At 68.0% G+C, this 22,621-nt stretch carries 20 protein-coding genes; 5 read left to right on the top strand and 15 right to left on the bottom strand.

Features of this window, described 5'->3' with window-relative positions:
- Positions 1–640 precede the first annotated feature (640 nt).
- Complete coding sequence (locus tag QQM67_RS09475) at positions 641–1,003, bottom strand: peptidase inhibitor family I36 protein (RefSeq protein WP_314173234.1); 363 nt, start codon at positions 1,001–1,003, stop codon at positions 641–643.
- A 134-nt stretch (positions 1,004–1,137) separates the two neighbouring features.
- Positions 1,138–1,503, bottom strand: a complete 366-nt coding sequence (locus QQM67_RS09470; protein ID WP_314173233.1) for a peptidase inhibitor family I36 protein — start codon at positions 1,501–1,503, stop codon at positions 1,138–1,140.
- Between the two features lie 198 nt (positions 1,504–1,701).
- On the opposite strand from QQM67_RS09470, the gene QQM67_RS09465 reads away from it, so the two are divergent.
- From QQM67_RS09465 to QQM67_RS09455, 3 genes are all read left to right on the top strand, one after another.
- Positions 1,702–4,587: an AfsR/SARP family transcriptional regulator gene (locus tag QQM67_RS09465; protein WP_314173232.1), complete on the top strand. Its 2,886-nt coding sequence runs from the start codon at positions 1,702–1,704 to the stop codon at positions 4,585–4,587.
- A gap of 528 nt (positions 4,588–5,115) precedes the next feature.
- Positions 5,116–6,081, top strand: a complete 966-nt coding sequence (locus tag QQM67_RS09460) for a hypothetical protein (protein ID WP_314173231.1) — start codon at positions 5,116–5,118, stop codon at positions 6,079–6,081.
- A 219-nt stretch (positions 6,082–6,300) separates the two neighbouring features.
- Entirely contained in the window at positions 6,301–6,906 is a 606-nt protein-coding gene (locus QQM67_RS09455; protein ID WP_314173229.1) for a dihydrofolate reductase family protein, read from the top strand.
- Between the two features lie 344 nt (positions 6,907–7,250).
- Here the strand turns inward: QQM67_RS09455 and QQM67_RS09450 are convergent, their stop codons facing one another.
- The gene (locus tag QQM67_RS09450) at positions 7,251–8,123 is read right to left on the bottom strand and encodes an ester cyclase (protein ID WP_314173228.1); all 873 of its coding nucleotides are present in this window, start codon (positions 8,121–8,123) and stop codon (positions 7,251–7,253) included.
- Positions 8,124–8,222: 99 nt separating this feature from the next.
- Between QQM67_RS09450 and QQM67_RS09445 the strand changes: the two genes are divergently transcribed.
- A complete protein-coding gene (locus QQM67_RS09445; protein ID WP_314173227.1) occupies positions 8,223–8,768 on the top strand; it encodes a TetR/AcrR family transcriptional regulator in 546 nt (181 codons plus the stop codon).
- 175 nt (positions 8,769–8,943) lie between these two features.
- Here QQM67_RS09445 and QQM67_RS09440 read toward each other — a convergent pair whose 3' ends face one another.
- The 10 genes from QQM67_RS09440 to QQM67_RS09395 form a co-directional block, all read right to left on the bottom strand.
- Complete coding sequence (locus tag QQM67_RS09440; RefSeq protein ID WP_314173226.1) at positions 8,944–10,191, bottom strand: glycoside hydrolase family 1 protein; 1,248 nt, start codon at positions 10,189–10,191, stop codon at positions 8,944–8,946.
- A gap of 76 nt (positions 10,192–10,267) precedes the next feature.
- The gene (locus QQM67_RS09435) at positions 10,268–11,152 is read right to left on the bottom strand and encodes a carbohydrate ABC transporter permease (RefSeq protein ID WP_314173225.1); all 885 of its coding nucleotides are present in this window, start codon (positions 11,150–11,152) and stop codon (positions 10,268–10,270) included.
- Positions 11,149–12,096 carry a carbohydrate ABC transporter permease gene (locus QQM67_RS09430; RefSeq protein WP_314173224.1) on the bottom strand — a complete coding sequence of 316 codons (948 nt, stop codon included), beginning with the start codon at positions 12,094–12,096 and terminating at the stop codon, positions 11,149–11,151. Before QQM67_RS09430 ends, QQM67_RS09435 begins: the two co-directional genes overlap by 4 nt.
- Before the next feature lie 12 nt (positions 12,097–12,108).
- Positions 12,109–13,431, bottom strand: coding sequence for an ABC transporter substrate-binding protein (locus QQM67_RS09425; protein WP_314173223.1), 1,323 nt, complete (start codon positions 13,429–13,431; stop codon positions 12,109–12,111).
- Positions 13,432–13,728: 297 nt separating this feature from the next.
- Positions 13,729–14,865 carry a M20 family metallopeptidase gene (locus tag QQM67_RS09420; RefSeq protein WP_314173222.1) on the bottom strand — a complete coding sequence of 379 codons (1,137 nt, stop codon included), beginning with the start codon at positions 14,863–14,865 and terminating at the stop codon, positions 13,729–13,731.
- Positions 14,858–15,526, bottom strand: a complete 669-nt coding sequence (locus tag QQM67_RS09415; RefSeq protein WP_314173221.1) for a DUF1028 domain-containing protein — start codon at positions 15,524–15,526, stop codon at positions 14,858–14,860. The genes QQM67_RS09420 and QQM67_RS09415 overlap by 8 nt, the downstream gene beginning before the upstream one ends.
- Positions 15,523–15,939, bottom strand: coding sequence for a RidA family protein (locus tag QQM67_RS09410; RefSeq protein ID WP_314173220.1), 417 nt, complete (start codon positions 15,937–15,939; stop codon positions 15,523–15,525). Before QQM67_RS09410 ends, QQM67_RS09415 begins: the two co-directional genes overlap by 4 nt.
- Before the next feature lie 142 nt (positions 15,940–16,081).
- Positions 16,082–17,350 (bottom strand): flavin-containing monooxygenase, encoded by a 1,269-nt coding sequence (locus QQM67_RS09405; RefSeq protein WP_314173219.1) that lies wholly within the window; start codon positions 17,348–17,350, stop codon positions 16,082–16,084.
- Between the two features lie 91 nt (positions 17,351–17,441).
- On the bottom strand, positions 17,442–18,365 hold the full coding sequence (locus QQM67_RS09400; protein ID WP_314173218.1) for a LysR family transcriptional regulator: 924 nt from the start codon (positions 18,363–18,365) through the stop codon (positions 17,442–17,444).
- A gap of 68 nt (positions 18,366–18,433) precedes the next feature.
- Positions 18,434–19,777: an MFS transporter gene (locus QQM67_RS09395; RefSeq protein ID WP_314173217.1), complete on the bottom strand. Its 1,344-nt coding sequence runs from the start codon at positions 19,775–19,777 to the stop codon at positions 18,434–18,436.
- A 320-nt stretch (positions 19,778–20,097) separates the two neighbouring features.
- On the opposite strand from QQM67_RS09395, the gene QQM67_RS09390 reads away from it, so the two are divergent.
- A complete protein-coding gene (locus QQM67_RS09390) occupies positions 20,098–20,388 on the top strand; it encodes a GrpB family protein (RefSeq protein WP_314173216.1) in 291 nt (96 codons plus the stop codon).
- A 251-nt stretch (positions 20,389–20,639) separates the two neighbouring features.
- Here the strand turns inward: QQM67_RS09390 and QQM67_RS09385 are convergent, their stop codons facing one another.
- The gene (locus tag QQM67_RS09385; protein ID WP_314173215.1) at positions 20,640–21,749 is read right to left on the bottom strand and encodes a serine hydrolase domain-containing protein; all 1,110 of its coding nucleotides are present in this window, start codon (positions 21,747–21,749) and stop codon (positions 20,640–20,642) included.
- Positions 21,734–22,255, bottom strand: a complete 522-nt coding sequence (locus QQM67_RS09380; RefSeq protein WP_314173214.1) for a pyridoxamine 5'-phosphate oxidase family protein — start codon at positions 22,253–22,255, stop codon at positions 21,734–21,736. The genes QQM67_RS09385 and QQM67_RS09380 overlap by 16 nt, the downstream gene beginning before the upstream one ends.
- Positions 22,256–22,621: the final 366 nt, after the last annotated feature.

Here is a 22,621-nt window from a genome sequence, read left to right as displayed (position 1 = left end):
AGCCAGGCCGGAAATCCGCGTCGTTGCCGCGCCTGGGCGCACTGCTCGTCTCACGACCCTACTCATCTTCATCGCGCTTGTCGGCAGTACTGGGTCCGGGCACGAGCGCATACGGGAGGGGCAGCCGTGTCCCGGCCGGCCTTGCGGGCAGAAAAGTTCAGCACCTTCTCGCCGTGCGCTTCGAAGAAGGTCTCAAGTACAGCCTCACCGACGGCCGGAGTGCCCGGGAGCTGCCCGCGGGGGACGGCACCCGACCGTGTGGGGTCCTGAAGTGTCACCAGCGCCGCCTCGCAGGGACCGTCCGTCCGTCGCTCCCGGACCTGCCCCCCCCCACGTCAGGGGGAGGACCGGCCACTCCCCGAGGAGTTCGACGACCGGCTGCCCACCTCCGAGTCCGGACTCTAGTGACCCATCTCCCGGGTTAGGTTCGCGCCGCTGACTGCCCGTCACTTCGTTGGATGCGCAGGGCTCTTAACGCGTTTGAGGGCGCCTGGCGTCGTGGTCGGGGAGGGGCCCGTAGTGCGGGGTGCGTTCCGGCGCGCCCTGCAGGTAGTTGAGGAGGTCGTCGACCCGGGGAGCGGGGCTGATCGACCACCATGGGCCTCGACGAAGCCACGGGGCGATCCGGGGTCACGGCGACTCAGCAGTGGACGAAGGCGGACTGGGCCCGGTCGTTCTCGGCCCAGGACAGGTTGGTCTGCGTCCACGCACCCACGTGTCCCACGGTGTCTCCCCAGGCGTCGTGAAGGGTGACGGCGTTTCCGTGCGTCTTGACCGAGGAGATCGTGTTCTCCCAGCCCGTGAGGTGCGTCCAGCCGCACTGTCCGAGCTGGAGCGGGTAGCCGTTGCCGTCGGAGTCCGGGTACAGGCACACCCGTCCGTAATCGCAGTTCTCGTAGGAGGCCGCCGCTGCTGGCGAGGCACCGGCGAGTGCGCCGGCGGCGGCCAGAGCCAGGGCGGCGAGTGCACTGGTCGCTGCTTTCCTGTTCCTGAGCACGTTCATGTGGATCGTTCCTCCCGTTGTCGCACAGGGTTGGCGGTTGGCAGGCCGCCGCCTGACCGGCGGCACTGGTGACGGGGAGCCTCGCGGTTCGCCGGATTCGGCCCCCCTGGAGTGAGTCGGGCGATGCCGGAGCCTCAGGGACAGTGGACGTACGCGGACCATGCCCGGTCGTTCTCGGCCCAGGACAGGTTGGTCTGCGTCCACGCACCCACGTGTCCCACGGTGTCTCCCCAGGCGTCGTGAAGGGTGACGGCGTTTCCGTGCGTCTTGACTGAGGAGATCGTGTTCTCCCAGCCCGTGAGGTGCGTCCAGCCGCACTGTCCGAGCTGGAGCGGGTAGCCGTTGCCGTCGGAGTCCGGGTACAGGCACACCCGTCCGTAGTCGCAGTTCTCGAAGGAGGCCGCCGCTGCTGGCGAGGCACCGGCGAGCGCGCCGGCGGCGGCCAGAGCCAGGGCGGCGAGTGCACTGGTCGCTGCTTTCCTGTTCCTGAGCACGTTCATGTGGATCGTTCCTCCCGTTGTTCGGTACCGACCGGCGCGGTCGGCGGCAGAGCCTGCTCTCGGCCCCGTACAAAAGCGTCTGCCACGAGCGTTGAGCCGAGGCTGTGGGAGTGTTGAATCGTCCCGCTAAGCTGCGGATGTGTGGATCCGCGCGGGGGAGCGAGGTTGGACGCGGTGAAAGAGGAGCCGTCGGCCTGCATGCGGTTCAAGCTGCTGGGTGACATCGGTCTGTCCATCGGCGGCCGGGAGGTGGACTTGGGCCACCTGCGCCGCAGGAGCGTGCTGGCAGGGTTGCTCATCGACGCCAACACCACAGTCTCCGTAGAGGTGTTGACGGAGCGCGTATGGGGCCGGCGAGCGCCTCGCAGCACGGGCACGACCCTTCGCAGCTACCTGTCCAGACTGCGAACCGCCCTCGCCCCCGCACCCCGCTGCGACATCGTGCGCCGCCCGGAGGGCTACCGCATCGAGGTCGACGAGACGGCGATCGATCTCCACCGCTTCCGGACCTTAGCGGCACAGGCGCGGACGGAGCGGGACGAACGGGCCGTGCAGTTGTTGCGGCAAGCCCTGGGGCTGTGGACGGGTGAGCCGTTCACGGGCATCGAGAACGATGTCGTCAACGGCATTCGCGCTCACCTTGAGGACGAACACCGCGCCGCGAGACTCGACTATCACGATGCCCTGCTGCGGACCGGGGCCCACAGCATGGCGCTGCCCTCCGTGCGCACCATGCTGGCCGACGACCCGTACAACGAACGTCTCGTGGGACAACTGATGCTTGCCCTGCACGGCACCAGCGGCCAGCGCGAGGCGTTGTTGCTCTACGACGGCTTCCGGCGCCGGCTCGCCGAGGACGTCGGAGCCGATCCCGGTCCCCCGCTGCGGGAGTTGCACAGCCAGATACTCCGCAACGCACCGGAGATCAGCGCCCCCGCGTCCACCGCCCTTGCACGCGCCTCGGCCTCGACATCCGCAGGGAAGGGACGTGAGACAGTCCAGGGCGGCGCGAACACACCTGCTGGCAGCGCGGGCGGGTATGTGCCGCGTCAACTCCCTGCTGTCCCATCGGGGTTCGTGGGCAGGCAGGCCGAACTGGCCGCGCTCGACGGGGAGTCCACCGGCAGGCGCAGGGACGGTGGAATCACGGTGATCACCGGTCCGGGAGGTGTCGGCAAGACCTGGACGGCTCTTCACTGGGCCCACCTGCGCCTCGACGACTTTCCCGACGGGCAGCTGTATGTGAATCTGCGCGGATTCGATCCGGCCGCCCCGCCGGCATCCCCCGCCGCGGTGCTGCCCTCGCTTCTCACCGCGTTGCAGGCCGGCCAGGCGGCTTCCCGCAGTGCGGACATCGACGCGCAGATCGCCCTGTTCCGCAGTGTCGTCGCCGACCGCCGAGTACTCATCGTCCTCGACAACGCACGTGACGCCGACCAGGTGCTGCCACTGCTGCCCGGCGGACGGCACTGCCGCGTGCTGATCACCAGCAGGAACCGGCTGACCGGAGTGACGTCGAGTCTGGGCGCCGAGCGTGTCGACCTCGACGTGTTCGACCGGAACACCGCACGCGAAACCATCGCCCGAAGCATCGGCCAGGAGAGCGTCAGCGAGCACCGGCCCGCAGTGGAACAGCTCATCGACTCCTCGGCCGGTCTGCCGCTCGCACTCGGCATCGCCTGCGCCCGCATCGGTGCCGGCAGTACGGTCACCGTTACCTCCCTGGTGCGTGAACTGCGCGAGGGATTCTCCGAGTTGGACATGTTCGAAGCCGATGGTGGCGATGACGCCTCGGCCAGTCTGCGCGCGGTCCTGTCCTCCTCGTACCAGGTACTGCGGGCAGCCGAAGCGCGGGTCTTCGAGCAGTTGGCCCTGCCCCACGGCGACGATTTGGCGCTGGACGCCGCCCGCAGCCTCACGGGGCTGCCGCCGCGCGAGCTGAGGCAAGTCCTTCGCGTATTGGAATCGTTGCACCTGATCCGGCAGCACGTTCCAGGGCGGTTCCGCATGCACGATCTGGTACGGCACTTCGCACGGGAGATGGCGCAAGCCAACCAGACCGCGCAGGAGCGCCGGGAAGCAGTGCTGCGGCTGGCCGATCACTATGCGCACACCGCCAGCAGCGCCGAGCGGCTGCTGCATCCCCACGGCGTGACACTGCCGCTGGGCACGCCCCCCGTGGGATGCGTCCCGCGGCCGCCGGCGGACGAGGCCGAGGCCCTGCGCTGGTTCCGTGCCGAGCACGAGAACCTGCTCGCCGCGCACGCGACGACCGCAGAGTACGGGCTCGGCGACCACGCCTGGCAGCTTGCCCTCTCGCTCGACACCTACCTGCTTCGCTGCGGGCTGCACACCCACCACGTCAAGGTGCTCCAGCAGGCCGTGGAAGAGATGACCACCCCGCAGCTCGCTCCGATTCGCCGCTACACCCGGGCCCGTCTCGGCGCGATAGCCAACTACGTGGACATCGAACTGGCAGAACGCGTTCTGGACACCACCCTCGAGGAAGCCGAGCGCGTGGGCGATCTCCACACCGCCGCCCGGGCACACCGGTACCGGGCCCAGATGCACGCACGGCGCGGCGAGACCCGTTCCGCATTGGCGGACGCCCAGCGAGCCCTGGAACTCTTCATCGCCGTGGACGACCCGGCCTGGGCTGGATACCAGCACAACTCCGTCGGCTGGTACCACGCCGAGAACGGCGACTACGAACTCGCCCGGCAGCACTGCCGTCTCGCGCTCGAACTCACCAAGCAGCACCGCTTCGACGACGGCGAGGCCGCCACACTGCACAGCCTGGCCGTGATCTCCGCCGGGACGGGCCGGTACGCCGAGGCACTGGACTATTACCAGCGTTCCCTTGATCTGTGCCGCCGCATCGGCCATGACGCCCGCGTCCCGTCGCTTCTGGACAGCATCGGAGACATACACGCCGAACTGGGCGCCGTCGACCGGGCAGAGGCGACGTGGCAGCGGGCCGTGGACCTGTATGCCTCACTGCACCTCACTGATGAGAGCGAAGCTGTGGTACGCAAACTGCGGGCGGCCCGAGCCGGGCCGCGGCGCCGTCCCGGCCGAATCTGAAGCAAGGTACCCGCCACCGACCCGTTGGAAGGCCTGGCACAAGCTCTGAGCTGTTGTTGGGTGATCAGGCTGCAGGGCTCGGCGGGGCTTTGTGCTTCCGAAGCGGGAGGGCTCGTGCGTCGCGGTATGTGTTTGACGCTGGGTCAGGCATGTAGCTGCGGGTGTGGGGCGATGGGTGTGTACACATCCTCGTGAAACCGGCCTCGTTGGCCGATCCCGGCTACGACCACGACATCCACGGCGGAGTGTCTCACGACGTTCATTGGTGACCCTCACCTCCCTGCTGCTGCACGGCCTGGCGGGACCCGCGTCGCCTACAGCTGACCAGTCCGGGAGACGCTGCGGGCGTGCCGCCGTCACGGCGAGCGTCTGTACATGGGGGGTGAGCTTCTCTCCCGTTCCAGCGGCCTGGCAGCCGCCGTATACTCCGCCGGGACGGGCACGGCCTGAACTGAGGTCACAGCGCCCGGCTTTGGCCAGTCGAAAGGGAATCCGCGACCCGGACCTGCGCGCCACTGGAGGTGGCCGTTGCGAGAGCTTCTCCCGCACCGCCGAAGAGGGTACGCGGCCCTCGCGCTCGGCCTCGCCGTCTCATACCTCCCGCTCGCCACCCTGACCGCGATGGTGCTCTACACCGTCGGCATACGTGAGGGATTCGAGAGCGCAGACTCCCTGTCCCTCTCCGAGATTCCGACGGTGATCGCATTCCTGGTGGTCGCCGCGCTGGTCGCCCGCGTACGCGCCTTCGTCAGCGCCGACGGTCCCGTGACCGGCGCCCGGACTCGTGCGCAGGCCGGCCTGATGGCGGCCGAATGCCTGGGCGTCGCACTCCTGGCCGCATTGACCGGAGACGGGCTCATCGACGCGTCACTCCTCGGAGCCGGCGCCTCCAGCCTGATCACCGCAGTACGGGTGACCGGCTGGGTCCGCACTCTGCCGCCGCCGCCCGCGCCCGACCCGTCCCAGTCGTCTGCCCCACCGCGGCGGGGGCGCCCGACGCGCAAGAGGCCGTCACCCACGTCGCCTCCGTCCACTCCCGGCCCGCCGCGGTCCACCACTTCGCCGCCGCGCAGGAGGACTGCGCCGGGCCTGGCACGTCCGCGGGGCAGGTTCACTCCTCCCCGCCCAGGCCGTACGGCCTCCCAGGCACCGCCCCGCCATCTGTTCGACGGCCGTACGCCGCCCGCACCCGGCGACATCTGGTTCGCGACGGTGCCATTCGATGACGACACGGGGGCGAAGGACCGCCCATGTCTCGTCGTGCGCACGCTCGACCGCCACGCCGAGGTACTGAAGATCACCAGCGTGGACAAGAGCGAACACCACAACTACGCCCGCATACCGACCGCATCGTGGGACGCCAAGGCGGAGCACGACAGTTGGCTCGAACGGTCTCCGCTGCGCCAGGTCTCTTACTGGGAGTTCCGGCGCTTCATCGCGAAGTGCGACGCCCGAGTCTGGCGAGAGGTGCAGGAGGACAACGGCGTGCCGTGAACTCCATCTATCCCGCCCCATGTTGAGCACGACGAAGGCTCACCACATAGGACACGATCCTAGTACGGGCATACAGGATCGGGCTCCTGGCCGCGCAGGTACGTGGCTTGCTCGGCCTTCGTGAGGCCGCAAACCAGACTCGGCCAGGCTGACCGCGGACATTCCGCCGATGAGTTTCCGGACGTTGTGCGGTCTGCCCGTCGACGAAAGGAGCTCTCCATGCGCGAGATCATCGTTTGCACGTTCCTGACGCTGGACGGCGTCATGCAGGCACCGGGCGGTCCGGACGAGGACGCTGAGAGCGGCTTCGAGCACGGCGGCTGGCAGAAACCCGTGGCCGACGACGAGGTCGGCACAGCCATTGCCGGTTGGTACGAGCACTCCGACGCGATGCTGCTCGGCCGCAAGACCTACGAGATCTTCGCGTCGTACTGGCCCACCGCCGATCCCGACAACCCGTTCACCGACCGGATGAACGGCATGCACAAGTACGTGGCCTCTCGAACCCTGACGTCCGTGGAGTGGCAGAACTCCACGCTGCTCGAGGGCGACATCGTCGATGCCGTACGCAAACTCAAGGCGTCCGACGGTGGCAACATCAACGTCGTCGGCAGCGGCGACCTCGCCCAAACCCTCATGCAGCACGGCCTCGTCGACGAGTACCGGCTGACCATCCATCCCGTGATCATCGGCACCGGCAAGCGGCTGTTCGCCGACGGAGCGATCCCCACAACGCTGGAGCCCGTCAGCGTCTCGACGACGAAGGGCGGCACCATCGTCGGCGTCTACCGGCCGAACGGTAAGCCCAGCTACGACAGCTACTAGTCATGAAACGGTCAGCTCCGGCGCGCTGCGATGACAGTGCAACGACTCTCTCGGGCTGATGTTCGCGCCTGACGGCGCTGTCAATTCACCCGATGCAGTTCTGGAAGCCCGCACCAACGTCCCGCTGCGGAGGTCTCTCGACGGTGTAGATGCTGGCGATGCGGTGTCAACACCTGGTGCGACGGCCTCGTCTTCCATGCCGCTACTCCCCCGATCTCAGAGCCGGACTCGTCCCGAAGGTCTCCGTGAGAGGAAGTAGGCATTCGACGTCACGTCGTAGGGCGCAGCGCCTACCGTGGCGGAACCGCACCGGGTGTCTCGGGCGCCGATCTGCTCCTCGGGTATTACGTCGCGGCGATCTGCTGCCGCAATCCGTCGATGTCGAATTGGCCGTGGTGTTCGGCGAGTAGCCCGTTGTCGAACCGGTCGATGTGCAGGGCACCGACCGACACCTTCTTGCCGGTTGGTGCGAACTCCTGGAAAGGGCCGGTGTGCGTACCGACGAAGCGGCACCGCGTAACGAATCGGTCCTTGTCGACCAGGGCATCCTCGATGACGTGGCGGCCGTCCGGGAATGCCCGGTAGAACGCCTCTTGGTTGCTGCGCCACCGGGTCAGACCCATCACTGGTTCGCTGCCGATCTGAACTACGACGTCCGGTGAGACGAGTTCGAGAATTCGTGCCCAGTCTTGGGTGTCGAGCGTGGCATAGAGGTGCCGCCCTGAAGCGGTGACGGCGTCCGCGGTCGCCTGGGTCAGCGCGGCGGCGAGGTCGTTGATCCTGCCGGACGCGCGGGCGAATCCCACGTGGTGGGCATAGTCACGGCTTTCGACGATCACGCCGTTGCGGACACGGACCACGAAGATGTTCGGCACCGCGAACGGTCGTCCCGCCCACTGCCCCCGGTAGGCGAATTCGAAGACCACCACCTCGGGATCGGCGGTTTCGTGCACCACCGCGTCTGCCGGCGCGAAGCTCTCCGCATCGATCCCGTCCGCTCCTGCGGCGAAGTGGTCCCGCAGCTGGTTCCGCGTACGCAAGGGCGTGTCACCCAGGGGTGCGAACGGATGCCGTACGTCGGTGTCCTCGGCGTAGTAGGCAGCGAGCGCATCCAATTGGGCGGCCCGCTGCTGTGCGTCGAGGCCGCCCGACACCAGGCGGCTCACCCCGGCAGCGACTGCCCGGACGACCTCGGCGGGGGTGGTCGGTTCGGACACGTGACGCTCCTTAAACGAAGTCACTACTCCGATTACGGTAGCAGAGTGGCGACTCCGGTTACGGTGGATGCCAGACACCACGACCGGAGTGGAGATCGAGTGCGAAACGATGCCCGGCGCAACCGCGAACGCATTCTCGCCGCGGCCGAGTCGGTCTTCGGCGAGCAGGGAGCCAGAGGGTCGACCGAAGACGTCGCGCAGCGCGCCGGCGTCGGTATCGCGACAGTCTTTCGCCACTTCCCCACCAAAGCGGCCCTGATCGAAGCCGCGTTGCTGGCCCACTTCGCGAGGCTCCGCCGCCGCGCAGACGAACTCGTCAGCGATCAGGACCCGGAACGGGCACTGCACGCGCTGATCCGAGAGATGATCCAGGCGGGCGCCACGAAACTCACGTTGGCATCACTGCTGCAAGCCGACAGTTCGGTTCCCGCACCGGTGGTTGCCGCCTCGGGGGAACTGCGCGCAACCGTCGAAGAGGTGCTCACCCACGCCCAACGCACAGGCGCGGTCAAGGCTGCCGTCACCGTCGACGAGATCTATCTGCTCGTACGATCCCTCGCCCAGGCCACCGCAACGGAGCCGACGAACCCCGCAACCCTGGACAGGGCGATCAACATCGTGCTCGCCGGCATCCAAACCAGCTGACGCATCCAGGCGGACTCATCCGGCTTCGCCTTCGGCCGCGTGCAGGGGCTCTTCTTTTGCCGTGCATGGTGCGGGCTTCCCGGTACGTCGCGCGGCGTGCTTTCCGGACCTCGTTGTCTCTACGCGCAGTTGGGCCGTAGAGACAACATCACCGCCCCGTGCCGCGAGCCCGTGCTCAGCCGGGGTCTCGCGTGGAATCGAGACGGCCGGTCCGCGCGATGCGTTCGAAGACGTATGCGCTGGGCTTGGGGACGCGGGCGAAGTCGTCGGTCCGGTCGACGGCGATGAGGCCGAACTTGGGGCCGTAGCCCGCGGACCACTCGAAGTTGTCGAACGCCGACCAGTGGAGATAGCCGCGGACGTCGACGCCCTCCGCCCTCGCCTGTGCGAGGGCGGCGAGGTGGGAGGTGAGGTAGCCGACGCGCTCCGCGTCGTCCTCGGTGGCCATGCCGTTCTCGGTGACGTACAGGGGCAGGCCGGTCTGTGCGGCGCGGTGGAGCATCTGCCGGAATCCGTCGGGGTGTACCGCCCAGCCCATCTGGCTCGTCGGTGTTCCCGCCGGAGGTGCGGCGAAGAGGGTCGGGCAGGCCGGATCGACCCACTGCTTTCGGTAGTACTGCACCCCGAGCCAGTCGCCCCGGTCGGATCCGGTGAGGCCGTCGAGGTACAGGTCGACGAGCTCTTCCCGCATGGCCCGGCAGAACGCCTGGCAGCTCTCGTCGTCCGGGCGGGCCGGTGCCAGCAGCGGCAGCTGCACGACGAGACCGGTGCTGGGCTCTCCCGCACCGTTCCGCATGGCCCGTACCGCGGCCATGTGCGCTGCAAGCAGCACACGCCCGGCGCGCTTCCAGAGCGCGGCGTTGGTGACGCCGGGCGGATACCGGCCTTCGAGATAGCCGTGCAGGGCGACCATCTGCGGCTCGTTCACGGTGCAGACGAACGGCATGAGATCGCCGAGCTCGGCGGCGACGCGGGCGCAGTACCGCTCGAAGACCTCGACCGCGTCGGGGGCGAGCCAGCCGCCCCGGCCGGCGAACCACCGTGGAAGCGTGAAGTGGTGCAGCGTGACGAACCCCGTCAGTCCGGTGTCCGCCAGTGCTGTGAGCACGCGCCGGTAGTGCGCCAAGACAGCGGCACTGAACTCTCCCGGTGCCGGTTCGATCCGCGACCACTCCAGCGACAGCCGGTGCGCGTTGTGGCCCAGGGATTTCAGCAGCGCGAAGTCGTCGGCGTAGCGGTGGTAGTGGTCGATGGCGTCGCCGGACGACTCGAGGGCTGCCGTCGAGGGGTCGTGTTCGAAGTCCCACCAGTCGTTGTTGACGTTGCCGCCCTCGACCTGGTGGGCGGCAGTGGCACTCCCCCACAGGAAGTCGGCGGGGAACTCGGCCCCCGTCTCCGGAGCACCGGCCTCAGGGGTCGTCACGCTCGTTCTCCTCCGCTCTCCGAACGTCACGGGACGGTTGAAACGTTATATCCGCCCGAGCCGGGCACCGGTCTCCTCAGCCCTTGATGGCGCCGGAGGTCATTCCGGCCACGATCTGCCGGTTGAAGAAGAGGAACATGATCAGCGGCGGGATCGTGATCAGCAGGATGTCCATGAACAGCAGGTTGTACTGGCTCTCGAACTGGCTCTGGAAGTTGAACAGGGTCTGCTGAACCGTGGCGTTCTCCTCCCCGGGCAGGAAGTAGAGCGGGTTGACGAAGTCGTTGAAGACGTTGACGGACTGGACGACGATCACGGTGACCGTGACCGGGCGCAGCAAAGGGAAGATGACGCGGAAGAAGAGGCGGATGGGTCCGGCCCCGTCGATCACGGCCGACTCGTCGAGGTCGCGCGGGACCGTGGCGATGAAGGCCCTGAACAGCAGGACGCAGAAGGGGAAGTGGAAGGCGACTTCGACGAGGATGAGGCCGAAGAGGGTCTTGAAGAGGCCGAGTCCTTGCAGGACCCAGATGGTGGGGACGACGGCCGGGGGGATGATGAGCCCGGACAGTACGAGGAAGCTGATCGGCCCGGTCGTCCGGCTGGTGCGGCGCTGGAGGACGAAAGCCACCATCGCGCCGAGGAAGACCATCAACGTGACGCTGGCGACGGTGAGGATCACGCTGTTGATGAACGCGATGATCAGGATGTAGTCGCCGGCCTTGAGGACGGCCTGGAAGTTCTCGACGATCTGCCAGTCGCCGGGCAGGGAGAACTCCAGCCGCGCCGCCTCCTGTTGGCCCTTGAACGCGGTCATGGCGATGAAGGCGAACGGGATGACGAAGACGACGACGAAGGCGAGAGTCGCCAGCGCGCTGAGTGTGTAGTTGGGGCGGTGGAGTCTTGTGCGCGGGCGGGCACTGGGGAGCACGGCCCGCACTGTCCTGGTGCTCTCGCTCACAGCTCCGCCTCCTTGCGGTTGAGGAACCAGAACAGCGGCACGACGATCGCGGAGACCAATACGAAGAGCACGACGTTGCCCGCGGTGGACAGGCCGTAGAACCCGGCCTGGTACTGCTTGTAGATGACCGAGGCGATGACGTCGGAGGTGAAGCCGGGGCCGCCGCCGGTCATCGTCCAGATCAGGTCGAAGGTGCGCAGGCCGCCGATGAGGGAGAGGATGATCACGGTGACCGTCGCGGGGCGCGCCAACGGCAGTGTGATGTGCCGGAATTGGGCCAGCGCCCCGGCCCCGTCCACCTCCGCCGCCTCGTAGTACTCGCGTGGGATGGAGACGACTCCGGCGATGTAGATGACCGTGGCCAGCCCCACTCCCTTCCAGACGTCGACGAAGGCGACCGACAGCAGCGCCCAGGTCGGGTCGGTCAGCCAGGCCGGGCCGTCCACGCCGAGCACGCTGAGGGAGTCGTTGATCAGGCCCTCGGACGGATGCATCAGCACCGTGAAGGTGATGCCGACGCCGATCGTGCTCACCAGCACCGGGAAGAAGACGAGCGAGCGCAAAAAGCCCCGGCCGATGATCTGGCTGGTGAGCAGCACCGCGAGCAGCAGTCCGAGGACGACCTTCAGCCCCGAGGTGACGACGGCGTAGATGAGGGTGTTGGTCAGGCCCTTCACCAGCGCCGGCTCGCGCACGAACTGCTCGAAGTTGTCCAGCCCGATGAACTCGTGGTCGAAGAGGGTCCAGCGGGTGAGGCTGAAGTAGAACGCGGCGAAGGTCGGCAGCAGGAACAGCGTCGCGTAGAGGACCCCTGCGGGCAGGTAGAACCCGAACGGGTAGGCGCTCTTGAGGGCCGCACTGCCCGCCCGGGTTCTCTCACGCGACGACTGGGCCGGCAGCTTCCTGGCCCGCCTGTCGTCAGGGGCCTTGAGCGTGGTGGTCATGGTGAGTGCCTGTCACCAGCCCTTGAGGCCGAGTTGCTTGGCCTGCTTCGCCACGTCCTTGTCGTAGAGCTGCGCGCCCTTTTTCGCGGGACGGATACCTGAGCCGACCTCGATGCAGATCTGCTCCAGTGCCGGGCCCTTGACCGGGGAGAGGAACTCCAGAGCGGGCGTCACGGCGTCGTCCTCGAAATAGCGCTGCGTGTCCTTGACCGCCTGCGGTGCGTCCGCGGGCAGTTCGCATCCCTTCACCGAGTAGGGGCCGGAGGGAGGCTGCGCCTTGTTGATGGACTTGCAGCCGGCGGGGCTCGCGAGGAAGGCGAGGAACTCCTTGGCCGCCTTGAGCTTCTCTCCCTTGGTCGACTTCGGGATGTACGTCGCGCTCGGGGCCCAGGCGGTCAGCCCGTTCTTCGCGGCGTCCTCGCCGGGCAGCGCGAAGAAGCCCATGTCGTCCTTGGCCGACGGAACGGCCTTGATCACGGGGGTGATCGCGTTGGTCAGCATCGGGTAGTGCGCTCCCTCACCCTTGCCGATCATGCGCAGGCCCTGCTCGTACGTGGCCGAGGCGAAGCCCTTGTTGAGGTAGCCGGCGTCATGGACCTCCTGGAGACGCTGAAAACCCTTGAGCGCGGCCGGGGAGGTGGCGTACTTGACGTCGTTGGCGGTGTACTTCTTCGCGAAGTCCGGCTCCTCGGCGGCCACGTTGTGGTAGTCGCCCAGGACGAACAGCTGCGAGGTCCAGGTCTCCTGGTAGGTCTGGATGACCGGGGCGATGCCGGCCTTCTTGATCTTGGCGTTGTTCGCCATGAACTGGTCCCAGGTCTTCGGCACCTTGAGGTCGAGGTCGGCATAGACCTTCCGGCTGTAGAGCACGCCGCCGCCCATGTTCGAGCCGAAGGGCGCTCCGTACACCTTGCCGCCGACGGAGGCGGTGGGGAGGAACAGGTCGTCGAGGTCCCGGACCCAGTCCTCGTCGCTCACCGGCACGAGGTTCTTCTTCGGATCGATCGCCCGGAAGAGAGACCCGGTGTTGTACATGAAGACGTCGGCCATCTCGCCGGTGGCCAGCCGCGTCTTGACCACGTTGTCGCCCTCGCCGCCGCCGGGCCGGGCCTCCACGTCCACCTTGATGTCCGGATGCGCACGGGAGAAGTCCTTGGCCAGTTGCTCTCCGACGGGGAGGCTGTCCGGGCCCGTCGGGACGAGGAAGTCGAGCGTCAGCTTGTCCTTGCCTCCGCTCGAACCGAGACTGCCCGAGCTGCATCCGGCCAGGCTGATCGAGAGCGCCACCAGCGTGGCCAGCGCCGGTGAACTGCGGGCCGTGATTCCGAACCTCATGTCGTCGACCTCCGTGGAGTGTGCACTTCGCTGACCGGTGCGGACGTGACGCTGCCCGGAGTTGTGAGGGAGAGATGGGCTGCGGATCGGGCCGCCGCTGATGAAACGATTCAATCTCTGGAAGTGGCTAAATGTTGACCCCGGGGCCGTCGCCCGTCAACCGGCGAGATTGTAACGAAAAGGTAAAACAGCGCCGTAAGTCAGGCGTCGCTGCCCAGCGGCGGCCAAGTCCCGGAGAGTCCCGGTACGTTCACGGCGCGGGCGCGCTGACCGCCCTCGACGACGTGCCGCGTCCGCTCAGGACATCCAGCCCTGCGCCAGGTCGACTCCCGTCCAGGCGAGTGCTGTCGCGCCGTCGGTCAGGGTCCGCGCGGCGGCTTCGCCGACGCAGTGATCGGCGAACTCCTTCTGGTGGTTGAGCACCGGAAAGCACCCGAGGCCGATATAGGGGTGAATGGCGGGGACGACCTGCGAGACGTTGCCCATGTCCGTCGACGCGCGGCACATCTGCGTCTCGGGGCCCTCGGTGACGAACTCGCGCCCCAGCTCGACCGCGTTCCGCTCGTACGACGCCAACGCCGCCTCATGGGTGCGGAAGTCGGAGTACGGCTGCGACTCCGGCTCGATCTCCACATCGCACCCGGTGGCCAGGGCCCCTGCCTCGAAGCAGCGGCGCACCTTCTCCTCGGTCTCGGCGAGTTCGGCCATGTCCTTGGCGCGCACGTACCAACGTCCCATCGTCGTCTGCGGGATGGCGTTCGGGGCCTCGCCGCCCGAGGTGACGATGCCGTGCACTCGGACGCTCGCCGGCAGCTGCTGGCGCAGCATTCCGATCGCGACCTGCGCGATCGTGAAGGCGTCCGCGGCGTTCCTTCCATGGGCCGGGTACGCCGCCGCGTGAGCCGCCTTGCCGGTGTAGCGGATCGCCGAGTGCGACACGGCGAAGGGGACGGCGCGGGCGACGTCGACCGGGGCGGGGTGGGCCATCATCGCGAAGTCGAGGCCCTCGAACGCGCCTCGGTCGAGCATCTCGATCTTGCCGCCGCCGCCCTCCTCGGCGGGGGTGCCGAACACCTCGACGGTGATGCCGAGTTCGCCGGCCCGCTGGGCCAGCGCGATGGCCGCGCCCACGGACATCGCCGAGATGAGGTTGTGGCCGCAGGCGTGCCCGATGCCCGGCAAGGCGTCGTACTCGGCCATGTAGCCGATCCGCCTCGTACCGGATCCGGACCGGGCGTGGAAGGCGGTGGGCAGGCCGGCGAAGTGCTCCGTGACCTCGAATCCGTTCCGGCGCAGGACCGCGGCCACCTTCCGGGCGGACTCGACCTCGTTCCACGCCGTCTCGGGGTTGCGGTACAAGTCCTCGGACAGCGCGATCAGTTCGTCGCGGACGCCGCCGACGGCGGCCTGGACGCGCTCCTTGGCCTCACTCATCGCCGGGGACGCCGTATGCCGGGGCCGTGCCGGGGTCGATGCCGCGCGTCACATAGTCCCCTCGCTGCGGGAGCCACATCTCGACCAGCGCCTCCAGATCGGAGATCGGTGCCTCGCTCCAGTCGACGCGCAGGTCGGTCTCGCGCCACCCGGCGTCCCGTACGACTGCGAGTCCCGCCGAGCGGAGGTCGCCGGCTTCGCCCCCGGCCGCCAGTCCGGCCTTCAGCGCTGCGAGCAGCCGCTGCTCGAACTCCCCGGTGGAGGACTCGAATTCCCTCAGAACGGCGTCGACGACACCCGTGTTGTCGAGCAGATTGCCAGCGGCCGCCGCGTGCTGCGACGTACGCGAGTGGTGGACGCCGAGGGTCCGCCGGCCGGAGTGGACGGCCGGGGCGTCCTGCGCCCCGATGACGGCCAGTTGACGGTAGTCCGTCGTGTCGTCGTGCTCGCGGAGCCCGGCCAGGGCCTCCTCGGCCGAGTCCCCCGCGGCGAGCCTGTCGAGGAGCCAGTCGCCGAACCGGGGGTCGGTGATGTTCTGGGAGGCCACGACTCCCACACCGCAGCGAAGGTGGAGGCAGCGCGCCGCCACACAGGGAGACGACGACGTGACCGCCATGCCGAAGGCGCCGGAGCCGTCCCTGGCCAGAATCGAGAAGGTCATGCGCGCTCCCCGAGAACGGCGGTGGCGTCGATCTCCACGAGCCACTCGGGGCGGGCGAGCGCGTGGACGACGATGCCGGTCGACACCGGGAAGACGCCCTTCAGCCGGCGGCCCATCACGCGGTAGACGGGCTCTCGGTAGCGGATGTCGGTGAGGTACACGACGACCTTGACGATGTCTTCCAGCTCGCCGCCGGCCTCTTCCAGCAGCATGGCGATGTTCGACATCGCCTTCTCCGCCTGGGCCTCGACGTCGCCGATGCCCACGCTCTCTCGGGTTTCGAGGTCCTGGCCGATCTGACCCCGCAGATAGACGACGTCTCCGGCGACGACGGCCTGGCACAGATCGTTGTCGAGGTTCTGCTCGGGATAGGTGTCCTTGGTGTTGAACGTACGGATCCTGGTGTGCTTCATGGGCGTTCCCCGATCTCCGAGCTCCCGGGCCGCTGTACGGGGCGCTGCCGGCGGCCGTACGGGACCTCGGAATTGACGTCGGCGGACAGGTGGGTTGCGGCGGGGGCGAGGGCCTTGCCGGAGGCCACGCGGGCGGCTCCGGTCATGAGACGGTCGCCGGCGCCTCCGCGGAGTCGTAGGCGCGGTAGGACCGGCGGATCATGATGTGGTCGGCGAGGAATCTGGCGTCGTGCCAGACACCCCAGATGAAGCTCGATCCGCGCCGTGACTGCCACGGCAGCCCGAGGAAGAAGACGCCGGGCTCGGACGAGATGCCGCGCCGGTGCCGCGGTCTCCCCTGCTCGTCGAACGCGTCGACCTTGAGCCAGCTGTAGTCCTGCGTGAAGCCCGTCGCCCACACGATCGAGCCGACGCCCCCTTCGGCGAGGTCGAGTTCGAGCAGGGGGTTCGTCACGGACTCCGGGTCGGGCCGCAGGTGGTGGGCCGCCGGCTCCTCGGGCAGGTCGAGGCCGTTGCGCTCGATGTAGGCGTCGGCCTCCCGGAGCAGCGACAGATAATTGGCGTCGCCCTGGGCGATGTTCTGCTTGAGGTCCGAGGCGAACCGGATCTTCCCGTCCTCGTACGACTCGGCCGTCCCGACCAGCGTGATGCCCTCCTCGGCGAGGTCGCGGAAGTCGACGGTGTGGCCGCCACGGGCGCCGCTGACCGCGATGGTGACGTGCTCGGCGCCCTGGGGCGGCGTCGCCGCCTCCCACTTGTTGAGGACACCGAGCCACCAGACGAAGTCACGGCCGCGGTAGCGTCGCGGCGGCCGGTCGTGCGGGCTGACGGCGAGGTAGACCTCGCGGCCGGACCGGCGGAGTTCGTCGGCGATCTGCACTCCGGAAGAGCCTGCCCCGATGACGAGGACGGCCCCGTCAGGCAGCTGCCGCGGGTTGAAGTACGTACTGGAGTGGATCTGGTGGATGCCGGCCGACTCGGGTATGACGGCCGGGATCACCGGCTTCTGGAACGGCCCGGTCGCGGCCACCACGTAGCGGGCGTCGATGGTGCCCTCCGACGTCGCCACGCGGAATCCGGGCTCGCCGAAGTTCTTGGTCACGGAGGTCACCTCGACCCCGGTGCGGATCGGGGCGCCGATCTTCTCCGCGTACTCCGCGAGATAGGCCGCCACTTCTTCCTTGGTGGGGAAGGCGTCGGGATCGCACGGGAATTCCAGGTTCGGGAAGCGATCGTGCCACGCCGGGCCGTTGGCCACGAGGGAATCCCAACGGGAGGTCCGCCACCGCTCGGCGACGCGGTCGCGCTCCAGGACGATGTGCGGGACGCCGTAATCGCCGAGGTGCTCGCTCATGGCGATCCCGGCCTGGCCTCCGCCCACGACGAGAACTTCCGTCGCTGTGCTCGACATCCCTGCGTACCTCCACTGGATTTCGTCTGGTTCACCACCGTACGGAGAAGGCGCCTCGCCATCCAGAATGGATTTCCGTAGGTCCCTTCGGTTATCTCAATACCTCGGGCCTGAGGAGATGCACGGCCATCTCGATGAAAGTCGCGACGCGCTTGCTGGGCATGCGGTCGCCCGGTGTGACGGCGACGACGTCCAATCCCTCGTGCCTGACGGTGAGTTCCTTGGCCACGTACGGCAGGCCCTCGTAACTGACCGTCGTCTTCGGCCGCTGGCTCAGCAGCGAATACCCCGCACCCCTGGCGACCAGGCAGCGCACGAGCTCGGAATTGGGCGTGCGGAAGCGGATGTCGGGGGTGACGCCCTCCGCGTCGAATACGGACAGGAAGTACTGCCCTCCGGGTTCGAGGTCGAAGAGGATATAGGGCTCGTCCGCCAGTTCGCGCAATGCGACGGTGTCCGCCTGGGCAAGGCTGTGCTCGGGATGCAGCAGTACGTAGGGCGGCACGGCCGTCAGCTTGGTGGCGGTGTGGCCGAGGTCCGTCAAATGGTTCCGGAATCGGTACGCGTACATGACGGCGACGTCGCTCTTGCCCTGTTCCATCTGTTCCAGGAGCGCGTGCTGAGAACCTTCCGAGAAGTTCACGTCCACGGCCGGGTAATGGAGCATGAACTCGGTCACGATGGCGGGAAGCAGAAGCGGCGCAATCGTCGAATAGCAGCCGATGTGGAGTTCCCCCGCCAACTCCCCGCTCAGGCCGGCCACACGGCGCTCCAGGCTCGAGACCTCCCGCAGCAGGCGCCGGGCCTCCGCGAGGACCATCTGACCGTCACGGGTGAGCGAGAGTCCGCGGGCGTGCCGCACGAAGAGGTTGATCTTGAGGACGCGTTCGAGGTCGGCGATCGCGGACGAGACCGTCGACTGCGAGAGGTGGAGTGCCTGCGCCGCGGCGGTGACCGTCCCGTGTTCGGCGACAGCGACCAGGTAGTCGAGCTGTCGCAGGGTCACGTTGATCACGAGCACTCCCGTCCGCCACGGTGCAACGACAGCGGGGGCGGCCAGCCGGCCGCCACCATCGCTGCTGCTCAGCGTACGGGTGCGGAAAGTGAGCCTTCCACGGAGACGTCGGACTCGTGGAGAAGGTCGGTGCCCTTGGTCTCCGGGATCGTCAGGACGGTCAGCAGGCCCACGACGCCGACGACGATGAGGGTGTAGGCCGGGACCATCGGGTCGTCCGTCGCCGAGATGAGCCAGGTGTTGATGTACGGCAGGGTGCCGGCGAAGAGCGCACCGGCGATCGCGTACGCCATGGACAGCCCGCTCTGCCGGGTTCGGGTGGGGAAGAGCTCGGCGACGGTCGCGGAGTGCGTGCCGAGGATGATCGCCAGGATGGCGGCGAGGCCCGCGGTCGCCATGAAGGCGGCGGACTGGGAGCCCTGGCGCATGAGGAGGAACAGCGGCACGGCACCCACGATGAGGATCCCGGCAGCACTCAGCAGGACCGGCTTGCGCCCGACCCGGTCGGACGCGATGCCCGAGAGGGGGATCAGCGCGATGGCGACGAGTGACGCGACGGTCGACAGCAGGGCGGCCTGGTCGGGGTGCAGCCCCACGATCTCCTCCTGGTACGTGAGGAGGTAGACGAGCACCACGTAGAACGTGCAGTTCATGAAGGTCTCGATGCCGATGGTCTGGAAGAACTGCTTGCGGTTGCTCCTGAAGACCTCGGGGACGGGTGACGCCGGGACGGTGTCGAGCTCCTCCAGCGCGCGGTACTCGGGGGTGTCCTCGACCTTGAGGCGTATGTACAGGCCGACGAGGGCCAGCGGAACCGTGACGAGGAAGGGGATACGCCAGCCGCCGGCGACGATGGCGTCCTCGCTCAGCGTCGTGTGGAGCGCCCACACGACGAAGGATGCGAGAAGGAAGCCGAGAACGGAGCCGACCTCGATGGAGGAGGTCCCCAGACCGCGGCGCTTCGCCGGGGAGAACTCCGCGAGGAAGGCCGCCGCGGAACCGAACTCACCGCCGGCGGCGATTCCCTGGATGATCCGCGCGACGACGAGGAGTATCGGCGCCACCAAACCGATGGTCTCGTAACTCGGTATCAGACCGAGCAGCAGAGTTCCGGCGGCCATGGAAATGATGACCATGGAGAGGGTCTTCTTGCGGCCGAAGCGATCACCGAGGTGACCGAAGATGACCGATCCGAGAGGCCGGACGAAGAAGGCGACGGCGAAAACGGCGAAAACGGAGAGGAGGCTGGCCGTACCGTCCTGGTTCGGGAAGAAGATGTCCGCCATCGTCGTGGCCATGTAGGCGTAGACCGCCCAGTCGAACCAGTGGACCAGGACGCCGATCGACCCAGCGATGACACTGCGTCGTAGACCTTTTTGCGTGGCACGGTCGTCCGCGAGCGTGGCTGCCATCGGTGCTCCTACGTCGGTTGGAATCCCGGTAGCCGGGAGTGCGCAGCAGCGTAGGTGGCCATCCCGGTCCCAACCAGAGGAAAAAATCGATGGTGCCCACGGTCTCGTCGATGCCTCTTGCGACAGAGACGCACGGCGTCCGGCGCTTCTGTACGGGAAGCCGAGAGCTTCCCTATCCGCTTCACCGACACCCCGGCGCGATTGCGCGGCATTTCCATAATGCCGGGGACCGCGTAACGGCAGTGAGCCTTTTCCGCCTCGGATGGTGAAGGCGGGCGTGGTGGCCGGCGGAAGTCCGTGGCCACCCGCACGACAACGGGATGACCGAACGGCTGCTGTACGTCCGCGCGGACAACGGGAGCCGCAGCCATGTTCTGCACGTGGTGACCCTGGAGAGCTGGCCCACCCGGAACCAGCGGATCTTCCGGGACCACCTGCGCGCCCATCCCGAGGACGCGCTCCGGTACGCGCAGCTCAAGCGGGCGATCGGCGCCGCCGGTACGGGACCGGGTGAGTACACGCGAGCCAAGACGGCGCTGGTGCAGGAACTCACCGACCGTGCGCGCGCACGGCTCGGGCTGCCGTCGGTGCCCGTATGGGAGAAGGGCTGACTCGCCGACGTTCGGGGTGCGTGCGGGCTGCGTGCGCATCACCCGCGCCCCTGCGACGGTACGGCTGCGCGGCTGCGCGGAAATCATGTCCCGCGACGGTTGACCCTGACGCAGGGGCAGCCTCGCAGCATGGCCGGCATGACTACGAGAGCCCCTGCGAACGAGCCCGCCTGCGGCGGCAGCGCCTCGCGGCGCTTCACCGTCCACCACGACGGCGTCACCATCCCCGTGTCCCCCTCCCGTGTCCTCACTCAGGCGTGCGGGTCGATCTCGGCTGTGGTCAGGTCTGCGAGTCGCTGTGCGGTGTCGAAGTGGGGGGTGAGCCGGGTCTTGGTCATGGCGAAGGAGGTGCCGGTGGCGGTGTCGGCGTAGACGTAGCTGCCGCCGCCACCGACCCAGCCGAACGTGGTGGGTGTCTCGTCCGGCCGCGTGCCGATGCGGCCGAGCGGATAGCCCAGGGCCAGCCGCGCATGGTTGCCGAAGACCTGGTCGGTGCCCTCGAACGCCACCGCCGTCAACTCCTCAAGCTGGCGTGCGTCGATGAGCCGGCCGTCGAGGAGCGCGGCATTCATGGCAGCGATTCCCCGCGCGGTGAAGGTGCCGACCGACGGAATGTCCGCTTGCAGGATCTCGTGGCTGTTGCCCATCGCCGCGGTCGGTTGCATTTCCCAGGGCGCGAGAACCGCGTCGCCGTCCGACGGGGCGACCGGGGGCGGTGCGGCGTCTTCGAGTCGCGCCAGCCGGGCCAGGTCGGTTCGGGGCACACCGAAGTACAGGTCGCCTTCGAGGCCCAGGGGTACGGTGATCCACTCGTGCAGGAGCTCCCGCATCGGTTTGCCCGTGGCCCGGCGTGCGACTTCGCCGACGAGGAAGCCGAAGGTGAACGAGTGGTACCCGGTCTCGGTTCCGGGCTGCCACCGCGGTTCGGCGCCGGCGATCGCGGCGCAGACCCGCGACCAGTCAGTCAGGTCGGCAGGGCCGATGTCACGGGGCATCGCCGGCACGCCGGCCGAGTGTGTCAGCACGTGCCGAAGCGTCGCGCCCGCCTTGCCGTGGGCACCGAACTCCGGCCACAAGTCGGCCAGTTGCGTGCCGTATCCGACAGCACCCGTCTTGACGAGCAGGTGGGCGATCAGCGACGTCATGACCTTGCCGGTGGAGAAGCTGAAGAACGGGGTCTCCCGGGTCGCCCTGCGCCCGGTCTGGCTGTCGGCGACACCGGCGACGGCGTCGGCTACAAGAGCACCGTGGTGGTACACGGCGGCCTGCAAGCCGGTTTCGGCTCCGGCATCGACGAGTTCGTCCAGGACGCTTTGGACCTTGTGCTGCAGTGAGGGCATCGTCGTCACCGGCTCGGCCACGTGTAGCGAGTCTGGCTGGACGTCGGCAGCTTGCCGAAGGCGAAGCCGACAGTCGGCGCGATTCGGTACAGCCTGGTGTCGCCGGCGACGACGGCCCTGCCCAGCCCGTACCAGGAACCCTCGGGACTGGTCAGATGCGCGCCGTACTTCCGCTCGAAGTCCGCGACAGCCTGTTCACGCTCGGAGCGCCCGTCCACCACGGATGCGGCCCCCTCGATGACGACGTCCACACCGGTCAAGGCATTCGTGCCTGTCGTCAGCACGCAGCGGGGATTGTGCTCGAGATTCCGCGCCTTGCGCTCCTGACCACCCGTGGTGAAGCACATGCCACCCAGACTCCAGGCCGCCAGCAACGGCGTCACGTGCGGTCGTCCATCGGGTCGCACCGTAGAAAGCCAGAACACCTCCGCCTCACCGAGGACCGCCAACGCCGACGCCCACGGCGTCGCTTGCGCGTCCGGAGACGAGAACGGCCCCAGCACAGCCTCCGGTTCAGCTGCCAACACGTCACATCCTTAGGTCAACGAGGCATACCCACCCGACCGGCACCGGTGAAGGAGCGCCGGCGAACCGACCCATCATGCTCCGGCAGGTGCTACGTGCCGTGCTGATGCTGACCTGGGCTCGCCGGGAAACTCATCGGTCCGCGCCCGCACCAGCAAGCCGTGACCCCGAACCAACCGCCCAGCGGTTACGAGTCAGCCCTTTCTCAGGCCGCGAATACCCGTGCCGGAGCGTCCCGTTCCCGCAATTCTTGACCTCAGGTACCGACTGCTGTTTTGATCGTTCGCATGACGGAGCAGAACGGACTCACGCGGCGGCGCCACGTCGATCTCGCGCGTGTCTTCAGCGCTTCCTGTCGCCGCTCCGTG

Origin of the sequence: Streptomyces winkii, assembly GCF_032248595.1 — a bacterium.
Lineage (GTDB): Bacteria > Actinomycetota > Actinomycetes > Streptomycetales > Streptomycetaceae > Streptomyces > Streptomyces winkii.
The sequence above is the reverse complement of the archived record's forward strand: the minus strand, read 5'-3'. Positions and strand labels throughout refer to the sequence as shown.

What these genes read in the sequence shown, in the direction of transcription:
- QQM67_RS09410 (WP_314173220.1), bottom strand. Translation starts at nt 15,939, where the DNA reads ATGAAGCACACCAGGATCCGTACGTTCAACACCAAGGACACCTATCCC.
- QQM67_RS09415 (WP_314173221.1), bottom strand. Translation starts at nt 15,526, where the DNA reads ATGACCTTCTCGATTCTGGCCAGGGACGGCTCCGGCGCCTTCGGCATG.
- QQM67_RS09475 (WP_314173234.1), bottom strand. Translation starts at nt 1,003, where the DNA reads ATGAACGTGCTCAGGAACAGGAAAGCAGCGACCAGTGCACTCGCCGCC.
- QQM67_RS09430 (WP_314173224.1), bottom strand. Translation starts at nt 12,096, where the DNA reads ATGACCACCACGCTCAAGGCCCCTGACGACAGGCGGGCCAGGAAGCTG.
- QQM67_RS09405 (WP_314173219.1), bottom strand. Translation starts at nt 17,350, where the DNA reads ATGTCGAGCACAGCGACGGAAGTTCTCGTCGTGGGCGGAGGCCAGGCC.
- QQM67_RS09455 (WP_314173229.1), top strand. Translation starts at nt 6,301, where the DNA reads ATGCGCGAGATCATCGTTTGCACGTTCCTGACGCTGGACGGCGTCATG.
- QQM67_RS09425 (WP_314173223.1), bottom strand. Translation starts at nt 13,431, where the DNA reads ATGAGGTTCGGAATCACGGCCCGCAGTTCACCGGCGCTGGCCACGCTG.
- QQM67_RS09390 (WP_314173216.1), top strand. Translation starts at nt 20,098, where the DNA reads ATGACCGAACGGCTGCTGTACGTCCGCGCGGACAACGGGAGCCGCAGC.
- QQM67_RS09420 (WP_314173222.1), bottom strand. Translation starts at nt 14,865, where the DNA reads ATGAGTGAGGCCAAGGAGCGCGTCCAGGCCGCCGTCGGCGGCGTCCGC.
- QQM67_RS09395 (WP_314173217.1), bottom strand. Translation starts at nt 19,777, where the DNA reads ATGGCAGCCACGCTCGCGGACGACCGTGCCACGCAAAAAGGTCTACGA.
- QQM67_RS09465 (WP_314173232.1), top strand. Translation starts at nt 1,702, where the DNA reads ATGCGGTTCAAGCTGCTGGGTGACATCGGTCTGTCCATCGGCGGCCGG.
- QQM67_RS09470 (WP_314173233.1), bottom strand. Translation starts at nt 1,503, where the DNA reads ATGAACGTGCTCAGGAACAGGAAAGCAGCGACCAGTGCACTCGCCGCC.